Source organism: Pseudomonas guariconensis (genome assembly GCF_024127895.1).
In the GTDB taxonomy this organism is placed as follows: domain Bacteria; phylum Pseudomonadota; class Gammaproteobacteria; order Pseudomonadales; family Pseudomonadaceae; genus Aquipseudomonas; species Aquipseudomonas guariconensis_B.
The window spans coordinates 1-17,853 of record NZ_JAMYBK010000021.1 but is presented as its reverse complement, the minus strand read 5'-3'; the positions used below and the strand labels follow the sequence as shown (position 1 = coordinate 17,853).

At 62.7% G+C, this 17,853-nt stretch carries 14 protein-coding genes and 5 pseudogenes; 16 read left to right on the top strand and 3 right to left on the bottom strand.

The window, feature by feature from the left end; translation table 11 throughout:
• The first annotated feature begins 335 nt into the window (after positions 1–335).
• The 9 genes from hutU (at position 336) to NJF35_RS19080 (ending at position 9,607) form a co-directional block, all read left to right on the top strand.
• A complete protein-coding gene (gene hutU, locus NJF35_RS19120; protein ID WP_253080664.1) occupies positions 336–2,009 on the top strand; it encodes a urocanate hydratase in 1,674 nt (557 codons plus the stop codon).
• 9 nt (positions 2,010–2,018) lie between these two features.
• A complete protein-coding gene (locus tag NJF35_RS19115) occupies positions 2,019–3,191 on the top strand; it encodes a CaiB/BaiF CoA transferase family protein (protein WP_253080663.1) in 1,173 nt (390 codons plus the stop codon).
• Complete coding sequence (locus NJF35_RS19110; RefSeq protein ID WP_253080662.1) at positions 3,188–4,333, top strand: acyl-CoA dehydrogenase family protein; 1,146 nt, start codon at positions 3,188–3,190, stop codon at positions 4,331–4,333. The genes NJF35_RS19115 and NJF35_RS19110 overlap by 4 nt, the downstream gene beginning before the upstream one ends.
• 107 nt (positions 4,334–4,440) lie before the next feature.
• Positions 4,441–5,847 (top strand): purine-cytosine permease family protein, encoded by a 1,407-nt coding sequence (locus NJF35_RS19105; RefSeq protein ID WP_253091384.1) that lies wholly within the window; start codon positions 4,441–4,443, stop codon positions 5,845–5,847.
• A gap of 77 nt (positions 5,848–5,924) precedes the next feature.
• On the top strand, positions 5,925–6,584 hold the full coding sequence (locus NJF35_RS19100) for a TetR/AcrR family transcriptional regulator (RefSeq protein WP_253080660.1): 660 nt from the start codon (positions 5,925–5,927) through the stop codon (positions 6,582–6,584).
• Between the two features lie 180 nt (positions 6,585–6,764).
• Positions 6,765–7,328 carry a GNAT family N-acetyltransferase gene (locus tag NJF35_RS19095; RefSeq protein ID WP_253080659.1) on the top strand — a complete coding sequence of 188 codons (564 nt, stop codon included), beginning with the start codon at positions 6,765–6,767 and terminating at the stop codon, positions 7,326–7,328.
• A gap of 62 nt (positions 7,329–7,390) precedes the next feature.
• Positions 7,391–7,936 (top strand): Hsp20/alpha crystallin family protein, encoded by a 546-nt coding sequence (locus NJF35_RS19090; RefSeq protein WP_253080658.1) that lies wholly within the window; start codon positions 7,391–7,393, stop codon positions 7,934–7,936.
• 64 nt (positions 7,937–8,000) lie between these two features.
• The gene (locus tag NJF35_RS19085) at positions 8,001–8,975 is read left to right on the top strand and encodes a ribose-phosphate diphosphokinase (RefSeq protein WP_253080657.1); all 975 of its coding nucleotides are present in this window, start codon (positions 8,001–8,003) and stop codon (positions 8,973–8,975) included.
• Positions 8,972–9,607 (top strand): phosphoribosyltransferase family protein, encoded by a 636-nt coding sequence (locus NJF35_RS19080; protein ID WP_253080656.1) that lies wholly within the window; start codon positions 8,972–8,974, stop codon positions 9,605–9,607. Before NJF35_RS19085 ends, NJF35_RS19080 begins: the two co-directional genes overlap by 4 nt.
• Here the strand turns inward: NJF35_RS19080 and NJF35_RS19075 are convergent.
• Positions 9,596–9,796: pseudogene (locus tag NJF35_RS19075) on the bottom strand (PLP-dependent aminotransferase family protein); the annotation flags it as partial. The gene NJF35_RS19080 and the pseudogene NJF35_RS19075 sit on opposite strands and share 12 nt — an antisense overlap.
• Between NJF35_RS19075 and NJF35_RS19070 the strand changes: the two are divergent.
• From NJF35_RS19070 to NJF35_RS19055, 4 genes and pseudogenes are all read left to right on the top strand, one after another.
• Positions 9,786–10,011: pseudogene (locus NJF35_RS19070) on the top strand (EamA/RhaT family transporter); the annotation flags it as partial. The pseudogenes NJF35_RS19075 and NJF35_RS19070 overlap by 11 nt on opposite strands.
• 243 nt (positions 10,012–10,254) lie before the next feature.
• Positions 10,255–11,598, top strand: coding sequence for a cytochrome C (locus tag NJF35_RS19065; RefSeq protein ID WP_253080655.1), 1,344 nt, complete (start codon positions 10,255–10,257; stop codon positions 11,596–11,598).
• Positions 11,599–11,602: 4 nt separating this feature from the next.
• The gene (locus NJF35_RS19060) at positions 11,603–12,100 is read left to right on the top strand and encodes a sorbitol dehydrogenase (protein WP_253080654.1); all 498 of its coding nucleotides are present in this window, start codon (positions 11,603–11,605) and stop codon (positions 12,098–12,100) included.
• Complete coding sequence (locus NJF35_RS19055) at positions 12,097–14,319, top strand: GMC family oxidoreductase (protein WP_253080653.1); 2,223 nt, start codon at positions 12,097–12,099, stop codon at positions 14,317–14,319. Before NJF35_RS19060 ends, NJF35_RS19055 begins: the two co-directional genes overlap by 4 nt.
• Positions 14,320–14,443: 124 nt before the next feature.
• On the opposite strand, the pseudogene NJF35_RS19050 reads toward NJF35_RS19055, so the two are convergent.
• Positions 14,444–14,602 (bottom strand): annotated as a pseudogene (locus NJF35_RS19050) (site-specific integrase); the annotation flags it as partial.
• A 169-nt stretch (positions 14,603–14,771) separates the two neighbouring features.
• Here NJF35_RS19050 and NJF35_RS24685 point away from each other — a divergent pair.
• Both NJF35_RS24685 and NJF35_RS19045 read left to right on the top strand, forming a co-directional pair.
• Positions 14,772–15,005 (top strand): annotated as a pseudogene (locus tag NJF35_RS24685) (transposase family protein); the annotation flags it as partial.
• Positions 15,006–15,161: 156 nt separating this feature from the next.
• Positions 15,162–15,281, top strand: a pseudogene (locus NJF35_RS19045) (IS5/IS1182 family transposase); the annotation flags it as partial.
• A gap of 282 nt (positions 15,282–15,563) precedes the next feature.
• Here the strand turns inward: NJF35_RS19045 and ltrA are convergent.
• Complete coding sequence (gene ltrA, locus NJF35_RS19040) at positions 15,564–16,859, bottom strand: group II intron reverse transcriptase/maturase (protein WP_253080652.1); 1,296 nt, start codon at positions 16,857–16,859, stop codon at positions 15,564–15,566.
• 438 nt (positions 16,860–17,297) lie between these two features.
• Here ltrA and NJF35_RS19035 point away from each other — a divergent pair, with 438 nt between their 5' ends.
• On the top strand, positions 17,298–17,447 hold the full coding sequence (locus tag NJF35_RS19035) for a hypothetical protein (RefSeq protein WP_253091383.1): 150 nt from the start codon (positions 17,298–17,300) through the stop codon (positions 17,445–17,447).
• Positions 17,448–17,853 lie beyond the last annotated feature (406 nt).

Below are 17,853 nucleotides of genomic sequence, written 5' to 3'. Positions count from 1 at the left end.
GCGTTTCTTCACCTTTCGGACGTTACCCGAAACAGGCGCTGCTACCTTTTCTCCCCCTCCGCCCTTTCCCCCGGCGGTACCACGGTCTACTCCAGCGCGTGTCGACAGCGGCAACTGCAGTCACATAACACGCTGAAATATAAGGACATTTACCTCAATCCACAGCGCTTATCGAAGCGTCAGCAGAAGATTGGCCTCGCTTTTGCCTTATCTTGTATATACAGGTTGATATATCGTTGTATGTATAAGAGATGATGATCCTCAACTCACACCCAGGGTGCGACCGGCAAATCGTCACCAGGGACACCATTGGCCTTAACAAGAAGGAAACCACCATGAAAGCCTCCCGCTTCCGTGACACCGAAATCCGCGCCCCGCGTGGCAACAAGCTGAACGCCAAGAGCTGGCTGACCGAAGCGCCGCTGCGCATGCTGATGAACAACCTCGACCCCGAGGTGGCGGAGAACCCGAAGGAACTGGTGGTCTACGGCGGCATCGGTCGCGCGGCGCGCAACTGGGAGTGCTACGACAAGATCGTCGAGACCCTGAAGGAACTGAACGAGGACGAAACCCTGCTGGTGCAGTCCGGCAAGCCGGTCGGCGTGTTCAAGACCCACGCCAACGCCCCGCGCGTGCTGATCGCCAACTCCAACCTGGTGCCGCACTGGGCCACCTGGGAACACTTCAACGAGCTGGATGCCAAGGGCCTGGCCATGTACGGCCAGATGACCGCCGGCAGCTGGATCTACATCGGCAGCCAGGGCATCGTCCAGGGCACCTATGAAACCTTCGTCGAGGCCGGTCGCCAGCACTACAACGGCAACCTGACCGGCCGCTGGGTGCTCACCGCCGGTCTCGGCGGCATGGGCGGCGCCCAGCCCCTAGCCGCGACCCTGGCCGGCGCCTGCTCGCTGAACATCGAATGCCAGCAGAGCCGCATCGACTTCCGCCTGCAGACCCGCTACGTCGACGAGCAGGCATCGGACCTGGATGACGCCCTGGCGCGCATCGCCCGGTACACCGCCGAAGGCAAGGCGATTTCCATCGCCCTGCTGGGCAACGCCGCCGAAATCCTGCCGGAGCTGGTGCGCCGTGGCGTACGTCCGGACATGGTCACCGACCAGACCAGCGCCCACGACCCGCTGAACGGCTACCTGCCGATCGGCTGGACCTGGGAACAGTACCGCGACCGCGCGCAGACCGAGCCGGCCGCCGTGGTCAAGGCCGCCAAGCAATCCATGGCCGTGCACGTGCAGGCCATGCTGGACTTCCAGAAGCAGGGCATCCCGACCTTCGACTACGGCAACAACATCCGCCAGATGGCCAAGGAAGAAGGCGTGGCCAACGCCTTCGACTTCCCCGGCTTCGTTCCGGCCTACATCCGCCCGCTGTTCTGCCGCGGCATCGGCCCGTTCCGCTGGGCCGCGCTGTCGGGTGACCCGCAGGACATCTACAAGACCGACGCCAAGGTCAAGGAGCTGATCCCGGATGACGCCCACCTGCACCGCTGGCTGGACATGGCCCGCGAGCGCATCAGCTTCCAGGGCCTGCCGGCGCGTATCTGCTGGGTCGGCCTGGGCCTGCGCGCCAAGCTCGGCCTGGCCTTCAACGAAATGGTCCGCAGCGGCGAACTGTCCGCGCCGATCGTCATCGGCCGCGACCACCTGGACTCCGGCTCGGTCTCCAGTCCGAACCGCGAAACCGAAGCCATGGCCGACGGTTCCGATGCCGTTTCCGACTGGCCGCTGCTCAACGCCCTGCTGAACACCGCCAGCGGCGCCACCTGGGTGTCGCTGCACCACGGCGGCGGCGTGGGCATGGGCTTCTCCCAGCACTCGGGGATGGTGATTGTCTGCGACGGCACCGACGAAGCCGCCGCGCGCATCGCCCGCGTGCTGACCAACGACCCTGCCACTGGCGTGATGCGCCATGCCGATGCCGGTTACCAGATCGCCATCGACTGCGCCAGGGAACAGGGCCTGAACCTGCCGATGATCACTGCTGACTGAGGACATGCCATGAGCAATGTGACTGAACTGCCCGCGCCGCAGCCGCTGAAAGGGGTGCGTGTCCTGGACCTGAGCCGGGTGTTGGCCGGCCCGCACTGTACCGCGATGCTCGCCGACCTCGGCGCCGAAGTGATCAAGTTCGAAGTGCCGGGGCACGGCGACGACAGCCGCCACCTCGGCCCGTTCAAGGATGGTGAAAGCGTCTACTTCGGCCTGATCAATCGTGGCAAGCGTAGCGTCGAACTGGACTTCAAGGCGCCAGAAGACCTGCAGCGCTTCTACCGGTTGGTGGCCGACGCCGACGTGGTGGTGGAGAACTTCCGCCCCGGCGTCACCCAGCGCCTGGGCATCGATTTTGACAGCCTCAAGCAGCACAACCCGAAGCTGATCTACGCGAGCATTTCCGGTTTCGGTCAGAACGGGCCGCTATCGAAGCGCCCCGCGTACGACATCGTCGCCCAGGCGATGTCCGGGCTGATGAGCGTAAGCGGTTTCCCCGAAACCGGGCCGACTCGCAGCGGTGAGGCGCTGGGCGACCTGTGCGCCGGCGTCTACGCCGCCTGGGCGATAAGCAGCGCACTTTTCGCCCGCGAACGCCAGAACAGCGGTGCTCAGTACATCGACGTCGCCATGTTCGACGTGCTGGTCAGCCTGCAGATGACCGGCCTGTCAAACCTGTTCGCCCAAGGCCGGGCACCAGGGCTGGTGGGCAACCGCCATCCGGTGTCCACGCCCTTCGATACCTACCGCGCAGCCGATGGCCTGGTGGTGATCGCGGTGGCCAGCGACAAGCTGTTCCGGCGCTTCTGCGAATGCATTGGCCGCGCCGAACTCGCGGACGATCCGCGCTTCGCCGACGACCCGTCGCGCACCCGCAACGAGCAAGCCCTGCGCGCCGAGATCGAGGGCTGGACCGGTGCGCGCAGCGTCGAGCAGGCCTGCGACCTGCTGCTGGATGCCGGAGTGCCGTCTTCGCCGGTATGGAATCTCGCCGAGGCCACCGGCAGCGAGCAGGCGCAGGCACGCCAACTGCTGGTGCGGCCCAGCGACGACCTGCCACCGCTGGTGCCGCAACCTGTGTACTTCAACGGGCGCAAGCCCCATGCCGCCACGCGCGCGCCTCGCCTGGGCGAAGCCAATGCCGTGTTTGGCCTCGACAACCGTACTGGAGCTGCCCAATGAACTTTGAAATCGACGCCACCGAACTGGCCATCATCGACTCGGCTGAGCGTGTCTGCCGTGACGTGCTGGCCGCCAACGCACAACGCTATGACGAAGAAGAAAGCTTTTGCGCCGAAAGCCTGCAGGCTCTCGGCGAGCTGGGCTTCATGGGTATCAACCTGCCCGAAACCTACGGTGGTTTCGGGATCGGTAGCCTGGCCATGAGCCGGGTGGTGGAGGCGGTTTCCGCCGCCTGTGCGTCCACCGCCTCTGCCCTCACCGCGCACTTTCTCGCCACCGACTCGATCCTCATCGGTGGCACCGAGGAGCAGCGTCAGGAATGGCTGCCGCGCTGCGCGTCCGGCGAACTGCTCGGTGCCTTCGGCCTGACCGAGCCGGCGGCGGGTTCCAACCCGGCGGACATGCGTACCCGTGCGGTACGCGAGAAGGACGGCTGGCGCATCCGGGGTAGCAAGCACTACATCACCAATGCCCGTGAAGCCGACTTCATCGTGCTCTATGCCAAGACCGACCCGGAAGCCGGCGCCCGTGGCATCAGTGCCTTCATGATTCCCAAGGGGACCGCCGGAGTTACCTTCGCCAATCCGGAAAAGACCATGGGCCTGCGAGGCAGCACCATCTACGAGCTGGCGCTGGACTGCTGGCTGCCCGCCGACGCACTGCTGGGGCAAGAGAACCAGGGCTTCCGCACCGCGATGGAAGTGCTCGACCGCGGCCGCGTGGAAGTCGCTGCCATGTCCCTGGGCATCGCCCGCGCGGCTATGGAGTACGCGCTGAAGTGGGTGGACGAGCGGCAGATCGGGCCCAAGCCGCTGTCGGCCTACCAAGGCACGCAATGGCGCATCGCCGATATGCACGCGCAGTTCGAAGCGGCGCGCCTGCTGACCATGAAGGCGGCGGCGCGGCGCGACAGCGGCGAGCGTTTCAGCCTGGAATCGGCGACCGCCAAGCTGTTCGCCGCCGAGGCCTGTGGCTTCATCACCGACGCCGCCCTGCAGCTGCACGGCGGCTACGGCTACATCCGTGATCTGCCGCTTGAGCGCTTCGTGCGCGATGCGCGGATCCTGCGGATCTTCGAGGGAACCTCCGAGGTGCAGAAGATCATCATCTCCCGCGCCGTGCTGGATGCCGCCCGCCATTGACGGCAGGCATGGGGCGGCCTCGCTGGCCGCCCCGACGAGTCAGGAAACACTGTGAATAACAACAATAACGCGGTCGGACGAGTAGTCCTACGCGAGGAGAAAGCCTCATGGCTGGTAAGTCCCTGATCGAAACCCGTTCCATTGATTACATACCCGAGTCCGAGCGGCATGGCCGGCTGTTCAGCCAGTTCACCCTGTGGTTCGGCTGCAACCTGCAGATCACCGCGATCGTCACCGGCGCCCTGGCTGTGGTGCTGGGCGGCGACGTGTTCTGGTCGCTGATCGGCCTGCTCATCGGCCAGATATTCGGCGGCGTGGTCATGGCCCTGCACGGTGCCCAGGGGCCCAAGCTGGGCCTGCCGCAGATGATCTCCAGCCGGGTGCAATTCGGCGTGTTCGGCGCGGTGATCCCGCTGGTTCTGGTGTGCGTGATGTACGTCGGTTTCAACGCCACCGGCACGGTGCTGGCCGGCCAGGCCATTGGCCAGTTGCTGCACGTCAGCGACACAGTGGGCATCCTGGTGTTCGCGGCAGTCATTGTCGTGGTGACGGTCTGCGGCTATCGGGCAATCCATCTGCTGGGCAAGGCCGCCAGCGTGCTGGGAGTAGTCGCCTTCGCCTACCTGTTCGTGCGCCTGCTGTCGGCCAACGACATCGGCGTGTTACTGGAGAATCGCCACTTCGCCTGGAACACCTTCCTGCTGGCGGTATCCCTGGCAGCCTCCTGGCAGATTGCCTTCGGCCCCTATGTCGCCGACTACTCGCGCTACCTGCCCAGCCACACCTCCTCGCCGAAAACCTTCCTCGCCGTGGGCCTGGGTTCAGTGATCGGCTCGCAGACCTCCATGGTATTGGGGGTGTTCGCCGCCGCGCTGGCCGGCAAGGCCTTCTCCGGCCAGCCGGTGGCCTACGTGGTGGGGCTAGGCGCCAGTGGCCTGATGGCTGCCGCGTTGTTCTTCAGCGTCGCCTTCGGCAAGGTCACCATCGCCACGCTCAACGCCTACGGCAGCTTCATGTGCATCGCCACTATCATCAGCGGCTTCCGTGGCCAGCTGCAGGTGACGCGGCTGCAGCGCCTGGTGTTCGTGCTGCTGATCGTTGGTCTGTCCACTGGCCTGGCGCTGGCTGGGCAGCATTCCTTCCTGGCTGCATTCAAGTCGTTCCTGCTGTTCCTGCTGGCGTTCTTCACGCCCTGGAGCGCCATCAACCTGGTGGACTACTACTTCATCACCAAGGAGCGTTACGACGTTGCCGCCCTGGACGATCCGAATGGACGCTACGGCCGCTGGAACTGGGTCGGCATCGGCACCTATGTGTTCGGCGTGGTCGTGCAGATGCCCTTCATCGATAGCGGCTTCTACACGGGCCCGCTGGTAGAAACGCTCGGCGGAGTGGACATCTCCTGGCTGATCGGCCTGGTGCTGCCGGCGCTGGTCTATTACCCGCTCGCCCGGCAGTGGGCTCGGCGCACGCCGGAAGCACAGGCTCAATGCATTATGCAGGGACAACGCTAGCCCCTGAGCCCGGCTTGTCGCCCCACAGGGCGGCAAGCCGGTTTCCCACCCACTCCGCCACCACGCTCCGAGTCCTCATGAACTGCAGCTCGAAATTCGCCCAGCCGACCGGCACACAGGAACGCCTGCGCCAGGCGGCCGTGGACCTGTTCAGCGAACAGGGCTACCAGAACACCAGCCTGCGTGACCTGGCCGCCCACCTGGGGATAGCTGCGGGATCGCTGTACAACCACATCGAAAGCAAGCAGGCATTACTCTTCGATCTTGTCGAAGAGTGCATGAGCGACCTGCTCAGCCTCACCCGGGCAAGACTGAAGGCAACCAAGGGTACGCTCCCCCGCCTGCGCGCCTTCGTTGGTGCCTTCATCGAGTTTCAGCAGGGCGAGCGGAAAAAGCTGCAGCTCATGCTGCGGGAACGGCGCAATCTGACGGCAGAACAGAATCGCGTACTGGCCGATCTACGCAATGACTATGCGCAGTACCTGACCGGCATCATCGCTTGCCTCCCAGCCCATCGAGGCCTTGAAGGCTCACAGATGAAGTTCTTCACCAGCAGGGTCATCGGCATGCTGGAAAGTCTTCCGGATGCCGAGGATGTCGAATCCCCCCTGTCATCCCTGCAGATCGCCGAACAACTTACCGAGATGATTCTCGGCGCCGCCTCCAGCCTGGAACACACCGCTGCGGCTGGCTGCGATGCCCTGGTGGGGCTACCCGCTCCACCATGCGGCCGCTAGCCAGTGTCCTCTCGACCTGGGCAACACTGTTAACGATGGGATTGATGGGGATCGACAAAGGACCTTCGAGCCTGCCGTCGGGAGGTAAGCGCGATCCACATCAAAATTGATCCTCGTCAAATCGCCCCCGGGCCATGGGCGCAAATCTGATACCACTTTTTCCTCCATGGAGTTATCGCCATGGCCTTGCCCCGTAATCCACGACTGACGATTCCCGGATCCAGCACAGATGCCGAAGCGCACTGGATTGAACCCTTGAACGATGGCAGTCATGTACTCATACGGCCGCTTCGCCAGGAGGATCGTGATCGCGAGGTCGAGTTCATTCGCAACCTGTCCCGCGAGAGTCGGCACTTCCGCTTTCTGGGTGCGATCAGGGAAATCGACCCTGCGCTTCTCAATCAGCTCATGGAGGTCGACCTCCACGAAAAGATGGCATTCGTAGCGCTCGCCCATCAGGACGGCCAGCTGATTGAAGTCGGTGTAAGTCGCTACGCAGCCACGAAAGAAAGCGGTCAGTGCGAATGTGCCGTAAGCGTGGCCGATGCCTGGCAGCATCGCGGCCTGGGTACCGCGCTGATGCGCCATCTCATCGAAGCCGCGCGGCAGAACGGTTTCAAGCACATGTATTCAATAGATGCCGCAACCAACACCCACGCCCGGGCTCTGGCGCATGACCTGGGCTTCTGCAGCACCCGTGACCCGCAGGACGCCACACAGTTGGTCCACAGTCTTCAGCTCTAGGCGCCGCCCGGCCAGTAGGCCGTGGCAGCAATTTCCCAGCATCCCGAATGGAGGGACTGAAAATGGCCGAACCCGCAAAAAAACTGCCAGAAGAAGTCAAACCCCAGACCGGCAAGGCTCCTGCACTGGGCGACCCGTGGCGACCATTGGACACCCTGCGCCGGCAAGTGGACCGGCTGTTCGATGACTTCGGACGTCATCCTCTGCATTTTCCCTTCGGCCGTAGCACCTTCGACATCGAGCCCTTCTGGAAGCACGCGATGCCCGGCCACAGCGTGCCTGCGGTAGACATTGCAGAGACCGACAAGTCGTTCGAAGTCACAGTGGAACTGCCGGGCATGGAGGAAAAGGACGTCCAGCTCAAGCTGGCCAACGGCAAACTGATCATCAGTGGCGAGAAGAAGGAAGAAAAGGAAGACTCCCGCAAGGACTACTACCTTTCGGAACGCCACTACGGCTCCTTCCAGCGCATCTTCAGTCTGCCGGAGCACGTCGATCCGGACGGGATCGAGGCGAGCTTCCGCAAGGGGGTCCTGGTGATCTCTTTGCCCAAGCGTCCTGAGGCGGTCAAGCCCGAGAAACTCATCCCGGTCAAATCGGAGAGCTGAGCTGTGCCGGGCGGGCCCCATGCCGGGGCCCGCATGTTGTTCTTCTGTCACAAACAGGTGATGTATGGCCGACGAAGCTCCCCTGCTCCTGGCTCTCCATGAGAGCCACGCCTTCGCCACTCGCGTCGCACGCCACCTCACGCTACCTCTCGGTGCCCTTGCGGAGCACCAGTATGAGGATGGCGAATACAAGTGCCGTCCCTTGGATCCAGTTTCAGGCAGGAACGTCGTCGTATTTTCTGGACTCTATCCAGAACCTGGCCTGAGCGTGCACGACAAACTGTGCCGCCTGCTGTTTCTCAGCGCTGCAATCAAGGATGCAGGCGCCCGGCATCTTCAGGTTGTTTGCCCTTATCTCTGTTATACGCGCAAGGAGCGGCGCACCCAGGCACAGGATCCAGTCATTACCCGTTACATCGCGACCATGATGGAAGCAAGTCGCATCGATAGCCTGATGACTATGGATGTGCATGACCGGGCAGCCTTCGATAACGCATTTCGCATTCCAACCCAGCACCTGGAAAGTGCACCGCTTTTCGCCGAGCACGTCATTGGCTGGCACCAGGGTGAGTCAATCGTGGTCACTTCGCCGGATTTGGGCGGAATCAAGAGAGCCGAACGATTCCGCCAGATCCTGGAAGAGCGCCTGGGGCGTTCAATAGGTCACGCTTGCGTAGAAAAGTACCGCCGCGACGAAACTTTGAGCGGTGGCACGCTGATCGGAAAAGTCGAAGGGTGCACGGTAATTCTGTTCGATGACCTCATCAGTACGGGGGCCACGCTGCTCCGGGCGGCTGAAGCCTGTCATGCTGGAGGGGCCCTCGAAATCTATGCATTGGCGACCCATGGGCTATTCACCGACAGTAAGGGGCTGATGGAAAGTCCACTATTGAAGAAGGTCGTGATCAGCGACAGCGTTCCCCTGCCCGCGCTGGAATCCAAAGCGGGCCATTTCGACGTACTGGATACATCTGAAAGTATCGCTGCAGCCCTCGCCACCCAGTACAACATCGGCGGTCAACGAGACGCTGCGGTATGACGACTCCAGCAGCAACCGATCGTTTCTGCGTATATGACTCCCGGGAACTGGGGACTGTCATGGAATCAATGGCGCAGAAACTGGCTTCATTGTCATACGAGCAACCCTTTGCGTTCATTGGCATCCTGCGCCGCGGTGCGCCGTTGGCAGCCGCCTTGTCACGGTACTGCCACCCCATTGGAGCGCCGGCTCCTTCGCTCTATACGCTGAAAGTCAAACGCTATGCCGACGATCTGAGCCTGGTACATCCCGAGACGGCGCTTATTGAAAACCCCGGACTTGCAGCACTGAATCTCGCAGAAACACCGCTGCTGGTTGTTGACGATGTGCTCTACGAGGGGCACTCACTCCTGCGTACCTGCGCCTACCTCGCCAGGCTTGGCGCACGGAGGATACACACCGCCGTTCTGGTTGACCGCTGCGTAAGCACGCAGCCGATTCATGCGGATATCGTGGGTATCCGATTGCAAGCTGCGCCAGACGATATCGTCGAATGCCATGTTCCCCCGTATGAGCCGGACTTCCGGATTGAGATCATTCGTCATGGTCAACATCGTCTTTCGAGTGGCAATCTCGAGCCAGAAGCAGCTATTGGTGGCGGCCCATGTCTGGCCAGGAAGTCACGAATATAAGCCGACAACCGACGCCACTCGTTGCAGGGCTGATTCCAGCGACAGCATGTCGACCGAGCCGAGTGCCAGCCGGATAGCGTGGGGCACATGCGGCGAAGTGGCGAAGGGCTCTGCCGTAGAAACCGATATCTGCTCCTGCATCAGCGCCGTCGTGATCCGGTCGGCGCGTGCCTCCTCGGCCTGGGTCAGCCTGGCATACGTTTCCTTGTTCAGCATGCTGATCGGCTTCGTGTTCTGGTATCGCGGGTGGCATTGCGGCGGTTGGGCAACTGCAGCTGTTGCAGCCGTTCTTCGGCCTCGCGCTAGCCGCGACCCTGCTGCACGAAAGCGTGAGCATCGGGATGCTAGGCGTGACAGTAGCCGTGATTCTTTGCGTCGCTGGAGCTAGGAAGTTCTCGAAGTAGCGATCTGCCAACTTCCCCCACCGGACGTCTGCTTCTGGTCGGTTTTGACCTGACACGGCAGGCAGCTTGCGGTCGACTTCTGCCGCTCTCAACCGACAGAAGCGGCCGACCGCTAGTCGGAATGCCCGGGGCGGGTGTCGGGGGCGAACTAGTCTGAATTTTGGCGCCAGGGATTGCGCTTAAGCTTCAGGCCCATGAAGGGTTGTTTCGTTTCCTGGCGCTTTATTTGCCGAGGAGACGACAATGAAAAAGAGCCCCCGACGCTCGGCGTACTGGAGCTGTACCGTCGCCAGCGTTCTCACATTACCTGCCTTAGCCGCTACTCCCCCGCTGTCCCCACAGATCCCTTTCGATGTCACCGTGGTCCCACCGGTCAGCCTGCAAAGTTTGCAGCACGATTTCGATGTGCTGTCCTGGCAGACCTTCGTCGCGATCAACTGGCCAGCCTTGGCCAACGGCCTGCCCGACACCGATGCGCAGATCGGCAAGCCAGACGCGCCGACAGTGTGGGAGTCCTGGAAGGAGAGTTACCAGATCTTCCTGTCCAACGGCCAGACACCGGCCGGCTGGAACCAGCCTTCGCCGCCACCGGCCGCCTGCCAGGGGCTGGAGAGCGGGCGCGTGCTGCAACAGGTCGGTAAGGTGCCGGATGTGCTGGACGAGTTCATCCAGCCCTTCAAGACCGGACCGCTGATCGACCAGAGCGGCCAGTACGCGCGCAATGAAATCGTGGTGAACCAGGCGATGTTCGACGGCATCGTCGACAACGGCCTGTACAGCGTCGAGGGCCAAGAGAAGTTCTTCGCCAACGCCCAGAACCGGGTGGCCTTCAGCTGTGGTTCGAACGAGACCCGGGAGGTCGGTTCGATCATGGTCAAGGCATCCTGGAAGCTGCTGGACGGAAACGACCAACCGGACCAGTTCCATACCGTCAATGCGCTGATCTATACGCCGGGCAACGATGATCCGGAGAAGGGGCCGATCATTCCCGAGTCCTGCACCTCGGCCAAGGTCGGGCTGGTCGGCCTGCACATCGTGCACAAGACCGCCGATGCGCCACAGTGGGTCTGGTCGACCTTCGAGCACGTGCGCAACGTGCCGGAGAAGACCACACCGGTAAACGAGCGCAAAGGGCCTTACCTGTTCTACGACCCCCATGCCAGCGACCGGCCGGTCAACGAGCCGCCGCCGCGGCCGTGGAATCCCTCGGTCGCGACCACGCCGTCGCAGATCGTGCGGGAGATTCCCATCGACGCCGCGACCCAGCAGCTCAACGCGCAGTTCCAGGCGGCGCTGCAAGGCACGGTATGGGCCAACTACCAACTGGTCAGCACCCAGTGGCCGACCAACCCGGCGAACGACTGCCAGGTGCCGTCGCCGACCAATCCGCTGGGCACGCCGGCGCCCACCTTCCTCGCCAACACTACCCTGGAAACCTACATCCAGGGCACCACCCCGCAAGCCTCCTCGAGCTGCATGGAGTGCCATAACAACGCCACCACCAAGGTGACGCAGTCACCCCGCACCAGTTTTGCGGACTTCACCTACCTGCTCGAACGCGCCCAGTCCAGCGGCGTCAAGGAGTGATGCCATGAGCGACCAGAACCTGCAGAACTTCGTCGACCTGTCATCGGCCCTCACTGGCCTGGCATCGAGCAAGCTCGCCCCGTCCATCGACCCGATCAACCTGCCGCCGGTGTTCTTCGATACCGCCCAGCAAGGCCTGGGCGCCGCGGTACTGAGCAGCCTGCTGGAGCAGTACGCCACCCTCAAGGGCGAAGGCAAGACAGCGGACCAGATCGCCGCCGCCGTGTTGGCCGATCCGAACAGCCAGACCGCCCAGGGCGCCCGTTCGATCATGAAACTCTGGCTGCTGGGTGTCTGGTACCAGCCGTACGACCAGGGTGACCAGCACCAGGGCGACCAGCATGTGGTCTCCGACCAGGCCTACAAGGAAAGCTGGGCATGGCGCATCGCCCAGGCGCATCCCATGGGCTACAGCGAATTCCACTTCGGTTACTGGGCCGAGCAACCACCGAGCCTGGAAGACTTTACCGGCGTGCCCGCCAATGGAGGTCCCAGCGTATGAACACTGAACAAGCGGATGTAATAGTGGTGGGCGGTGGCATGGCCGGCAGCGTGATGGCCTACCAGTTGGGCCTGGCCGGGCTGAAGGTGCTGGTACTGGAGTCCGGCCCGGCGATTCCACCGAATCGCAGCGAATACCTCGAGCGCTTCTATACCGCTATCCTCAAGGCCCCGGAAGCGCCCTACCCACCGAACGAGATGGCGCAGGACCCGGCGCAGCAGAACGCGCCGCGCGCCACCATCGCGGACCTGATCAACGGCTGGCAGGACCCGCAGAAGAGCTACCTGGTGCAGAAAGGGCCGCTGTCCTTCAGCAGCACCTACGAGCGTCTCGGCGGCGGCACCATGTGGCACTGGATGGGTACTTCCTTGCGCCTGTTGCCGAACGACTTCCGCATGAAGACGGTTTACGGTGTGGGCGTCGACTGGCCGATCGGTTATGACGATCTGCAAAGCGCCTATTGCCGCGCCGAGGCGGAAATCGGCGTGTCCGCCGACGTCGCCGCGCAGAGCTACCTGGGGGTGACTTTCCCGCCCGGCTACCAGTACCCGATGCATGGTATTCCGCCGTCGCTGGTGGATCAGGGGCTGGCTGCCGCGGTGGATGGCCAGTCGTTCCAGGGCTTGCCGCTGCTGGTCAGCCCGACGCCGGCCGGGCGCAACTCGCAGAACGACAACGGCCGGCGGGTCTGCGCCGGCAATACCAGCTGCACGCCGATCTGTCCGATCCAGGCCAAGTACGATGCCACGGTGACCATGAACAAGGCGCTGGACACCGGCAACGTGCGCATCCTCTACCAGAGCGTGGCCAGCCGCGTGCAGGTGGACGGTAATGGACAGGTCAGCGGCATCGAGTTCATCCAGTACGCCACCAGTGATGGGCCGGCCACCGGCACCGGCCTGGCCCAGGGCAAACGCTATGTGATCGCCGCCCATGCCATTGAAACGCCCAAGTTGCTGCTCAACTCAGCTTCGCCGCAGTGCCCGAAGGGGGTTGCCAACAGCAGCGGCCAGGTCGGCTGCAGCCTGGCCGACCACCCCGTGTACCTGGCCTGGGGGCTGATGCCGGAGGGCAAGGCGCTATTTCCCTATCGCGGGCCGCTGTCCACGTCGGGAATCGAGAGCCTGCGCGACGGCGAATTTCGCCGGCAACGCGCGGCCTGGCGCATCGAGATCGGCAATGAAGGCTGGAACTGGTCGGAGAACGATCCATACACCACCGTCTGCGACTACATCGACGGTACCAATAACGGCGGTACCAACCCGCTGCCGTCGCAACAGGGTCAGCCGTCCCAGGCATTGTTCGGCACGGCGCTGGTGCAGAAGCTCAATAGCATCCTCACCCGCCAGTTCCGCCTGGGCTTCCTGGTGGAACAGGTGGAGGAGAACCCCGACCAGGCGTTGTGCCGGGTGGTGCCGTCGCAGCAGTACAAGGACCATCTCGGCATCCCGCGGCCGGAAATCCATTACGACTTTTCCGACTACACCAAGGAGGGCTTCAAGCAGGCACGCAACGCGGCGACGCAGATCATCACCGAGCTGCTCGGCGCCGAGGAACTGACCAACCTCAACCCATCCACGGAGAACTCGCCGCCTGGTGTCTTCAGCTACCAGGGTGCGGCCTATGCCTATGAAGGCGCCGGCCACCTGATGGGCACCTACCGCATGGGTGACGACCCAAGGACCTCGGTGGTCGACAAGGACCAGCGCAGCTGGGATCACCGCAACCTGTTCCTGATCGGTGACGGCGTCTTCCCCAGCACCGGCACAGCCAACCCGACCTTGACCATCACCGCCCTGGCCTTCCAGGCCGCGGACACGGTGGCCAGCGATTTACTGGCGCGTACCGTGCAGGTGCAGGCCAATCAGGCCTGGCAAGGCACCGGGGTGCAGGTCAACGGGCAGAGCTGGCAACTGGCGGTGTGCCGCAGCGGGCAGTGGACCGCCAATCCGGCCACCGGCATGGTCGGTGGCGACGGCCACGCCGGGCTGATCGCCAAGCCCGGCTACACCCTGCCCGGGGCCAACGAAGGCGCGCTGATCGGCCGTATCGGCAGCAACGGCGCGCCTTTCCTGGTTGGCGCCCAAGGCCAGTTACCGCGTGGCCAGAAAGGCGAGTTGCAACTGTGCATCAACGATGATCTGGACGGCCGCTACGGCGCCGGCCTGAGCGACAACCGGGGCAGCCTGGAGGTGGAGGTGCGCTTCGGCTCGTTGTAGCACCGGCCTTCGCTCTTGTGGGAGCGGACTTGTCCGCGATAGGGGCAACAGCGTTGTCTCGCGGCCATTGGCCGCTCCCACGAGGGTGCGGGGATAGCAGGACGAATGACCACAAGCACTACACCAGGCTCGTCTCTCGTCGCTTGGCCCAAGTCTCTGCAGACTGTTTACGGGAGAATGTCTGGCTCTCTTGGTAGACTTGCGCGCCGTTCTTCTTGAAGCGGATTTGTACGGTGTAGCGGAGCAAGCCGTCCGCGCCCTTCCGGGCCCGAATGGTCGCCACGGCAGTCTGCCCTTGGCTGGTGGTACAAGAAGTTTTCCAGACGGTACGCTTTACCATCCGCTTGAAAACTGGTTCTTCGCGGAATCGGGGGAAAGAGCGAGTTGACAGTCAGGGAAGTGGGTAGATTGGCAGTCGCCAAACAAACCAACTCCCACGCCCTGCTGTCGCCGTGCATCCTATTGATCTTGCCGCTTTCTGGCCAGGCTACGCGATTGTCGCCTGTCGCCAAGCCACTCACGACACCCTGCTAATCAGCCTCGAACCCCAGGCCGAGCGCTTACCGATTTGCAGCCGGTGTGCCAAGCCCAGCCCGTTGATCCACGAGCGGCGAGTCCGTCAGGTGCGTGACCGTGACCTGCTGGATCAGCGGGTCCTGCTGCAACTGCCGGTGCGTCGCGTCGACTGCCTGAGTTGCGGGCGGGTGACCGAGCGGATTGACTGGCTGGAGCCGGCCTCCCGCTTGACCCAGCGCATGCGCGTCTGGCTCGAGGGCTTGCTGCAACTGTTGCCGATCAGCCACGTCAGCCACCTCACCGGCCTGCACTGGCACACCCTTGTGAAGACACGCTTCCGTGGCCTGGCGAAGAACACGGCACAGCTGGTGACATTGTTTGCCCTGTCGAACCTGTGGATGGCGCGCCGACATTTGCTGACGAATGCAGAAGACGTGCGCCTGTAATGTGGGAAATGGCCGCTGCGAGGTGCTCGCGGTGGCTAAAAACACAGAAATGAGCGGGTGACTTGATCGATTTTGGTCGAATCGCCGCTTCTAAAACTGGCAAGGGCAGAAGTCGGCCGGAACACAGGGCTACTTCAAACCATCCTTAATCCGTTCTGGAAGAAAGCATATCTTCAGAGTTTTTCATGCCAGAGATCGGCATAGGGGGTGGCCTTCACAGGCCGCTCCCCTGCCACACCACCCGGCATGCGGGTCCGCACCGGGCGGTTCGAGAGATTGAGGTTAGGAGAGGCGCGGCACGCCGAGACGGTCAAAGTAGGCAATCGTCAGCACGCGGTGCACAGCGGAGAGGCTGTTATGCCACCAGCGGCGGCTCAGTGCTGCCACCGATTGCGCCACCTGGGGACTGGCTCCAAGGCGGAGTAGCTCCCGGTAGGTCGTCTTGCCATGGCGCCAGTGCTTGAGGTGAAGGGCACGCAGGCGGCGGCGTATCCACTCGTCCAGCGCTCGCCAGATTCGAGGGGTTTGTGCCAACCCGAAATACCCTTTCCATCCCAAGAGGTAGCTGCGCAGTTTCCCGGCCACATCAGCCAAACTACAGCCACCGGGCCGGCGGGTCAGTTGCCTGACCCGTTGCTTGAACGTTTCCCGCGCCTTCATCGACACCCCACGGCGCACCTCGTCATCCGGGGCCAGCCAGAGGGCATAACCGAGGAACTTGCGGCCAAGCGCACTCGCCACCGCACTCTTGCTCTCGTTGACGCTCAAGTGCAGCCGTCCATACAGACGCTTCAGCCAGGCCATCACACGTTCACCTGCCTTTTGACTGCGGACGTAGACGTTCGCATCATCGGCGTAGCGCACGAAACAGTGGCCTCTTCGCTCCAATTCCCGATCCACTTCGTCCAGCAGCACATTCACCAGCAACGGCGACAGCGGGCCGCCTTGCGGCGCCCCGCAGCGGCTTTTCTCGATCACGTCAGCCTTTAGCGTTCCAGCATCCAGATAGGCGCGGACCAGCCGGATTACCGGCCGGTCCGCAATCCGTTGGCTCAAACGATCAATCAGGATGTCGTGATCGACCCGGTCGAAGAACTTCTCCAGGTCCACATCCACCACGATCCGCCGTCCTGACGCGACATAACGCTGCGCCGCGAGAATCGCGCCGTGGGCGTTACGCCCCGGACGGAAACCGTAGCTGTGTTCACTGAAGGTGGGATCGAGGAGCGGCTGCAAGACTTGCAGCAGCGCTTGCTGGATCAGCCGGTCGGTGACCGTCGGAATACCCAGCTCGCGTTCGCCACCATCGGGCTTGGGAATCACCACGCGGCGTACCGGGCTGGGCCGATACGCCCCTGACAACAGCTGATGGCGAATCCCGGCCCACTCGGTCAGCAGGTGCTCGGCCGTCTGCTCAATATCCAGACCGTCGACACCCGCCGCCCCCTTGTTAGCCTTGACTCGTTTCCAGGCGCGTTGCAGGTTGCCTCTCGCAAAGGCGCGTTGCAGCAGCCCTTGCCCTGCGCTTTCGGGATCACCTTGCGGGCGCAATGCCTCGTCGCTGACGGAGCGATTCACGGTTTCACCGCTCCTCGTCTGCGTCCGCCCCGCGTTTGGCGGGCATCTGACTTCCGGTCATGTCGCATCAAGATGGCCTCCGGCGCTTTCTCTCGTTCGGCCCTTCGTCGAAAAAAACAACTACTACGGCCTCTGCTGACTTCTCGCTCCGGCTGCCGCCGTCGCCCTTTCAGGCACAAGGCGAGATCTCCCCAGGTAAGGACGCAATCCTTCACCGCACAACCGCCGGATCTACGCCGCCGCCCTTTGACCACGAGGGCTTCGCGACTTCATGCCCGCTCGCCCTGGTCGGCATCGCCTTCTATCCGGTTCTTGTTCATCGGCTCGCGGCTTCGCTCCACGCTTCCTCCCCACACTCGGTCGCCCTCATGCAGTTGCGCTTCACTTCGTTCGCTGTGGTCAACTCACGGCGGGACTCTCACCCACAAGATTGCGCCCATGCTGGGCGCACATGAAAAATGCCCGCCGAAGCGGGCAATTCCAAAAGAGGCGCACCATGAAGGTAATGCCAATGGAAAAAACCAAAGGATTACTGCGACATCCGATACAGGATCAGAAGGTTTTGCTCACGCCGAAGACCAAGCTTGAGGAGCAGGTGTCATCGAATCCGCTATAACTTAGGCATTCGCTCTTGGAAAGATCGGAATCGACATAGCTGACAGACCAGTTGAACGAAAAATACTCCTTGCTCAATGTCGCCTGCCACTCGTTGTAGCTGTCACGCCCACGTCCGCTCGAATCGATGAAAAGCGGGTCCTTGTAATCGACCCAGCCATAGCGAAGATTCAGCCCGATATCCGCCGGAAGTTTGGTTTCATAACCAACAAAGCTGTACAGAAAGCTTTGGTCGCTATACAGGTCATCCGAATAGTACCCGCCCAGATAGGGATTCTCCGATCAAGTCAGCACAAGCCGCCCGACCTGTGCTGAAATAGCCCTCCGTTCAGCCCCCCAGCAAGTCTTGCCCATGAGTCAGATGAGCTTTTCCGATTTC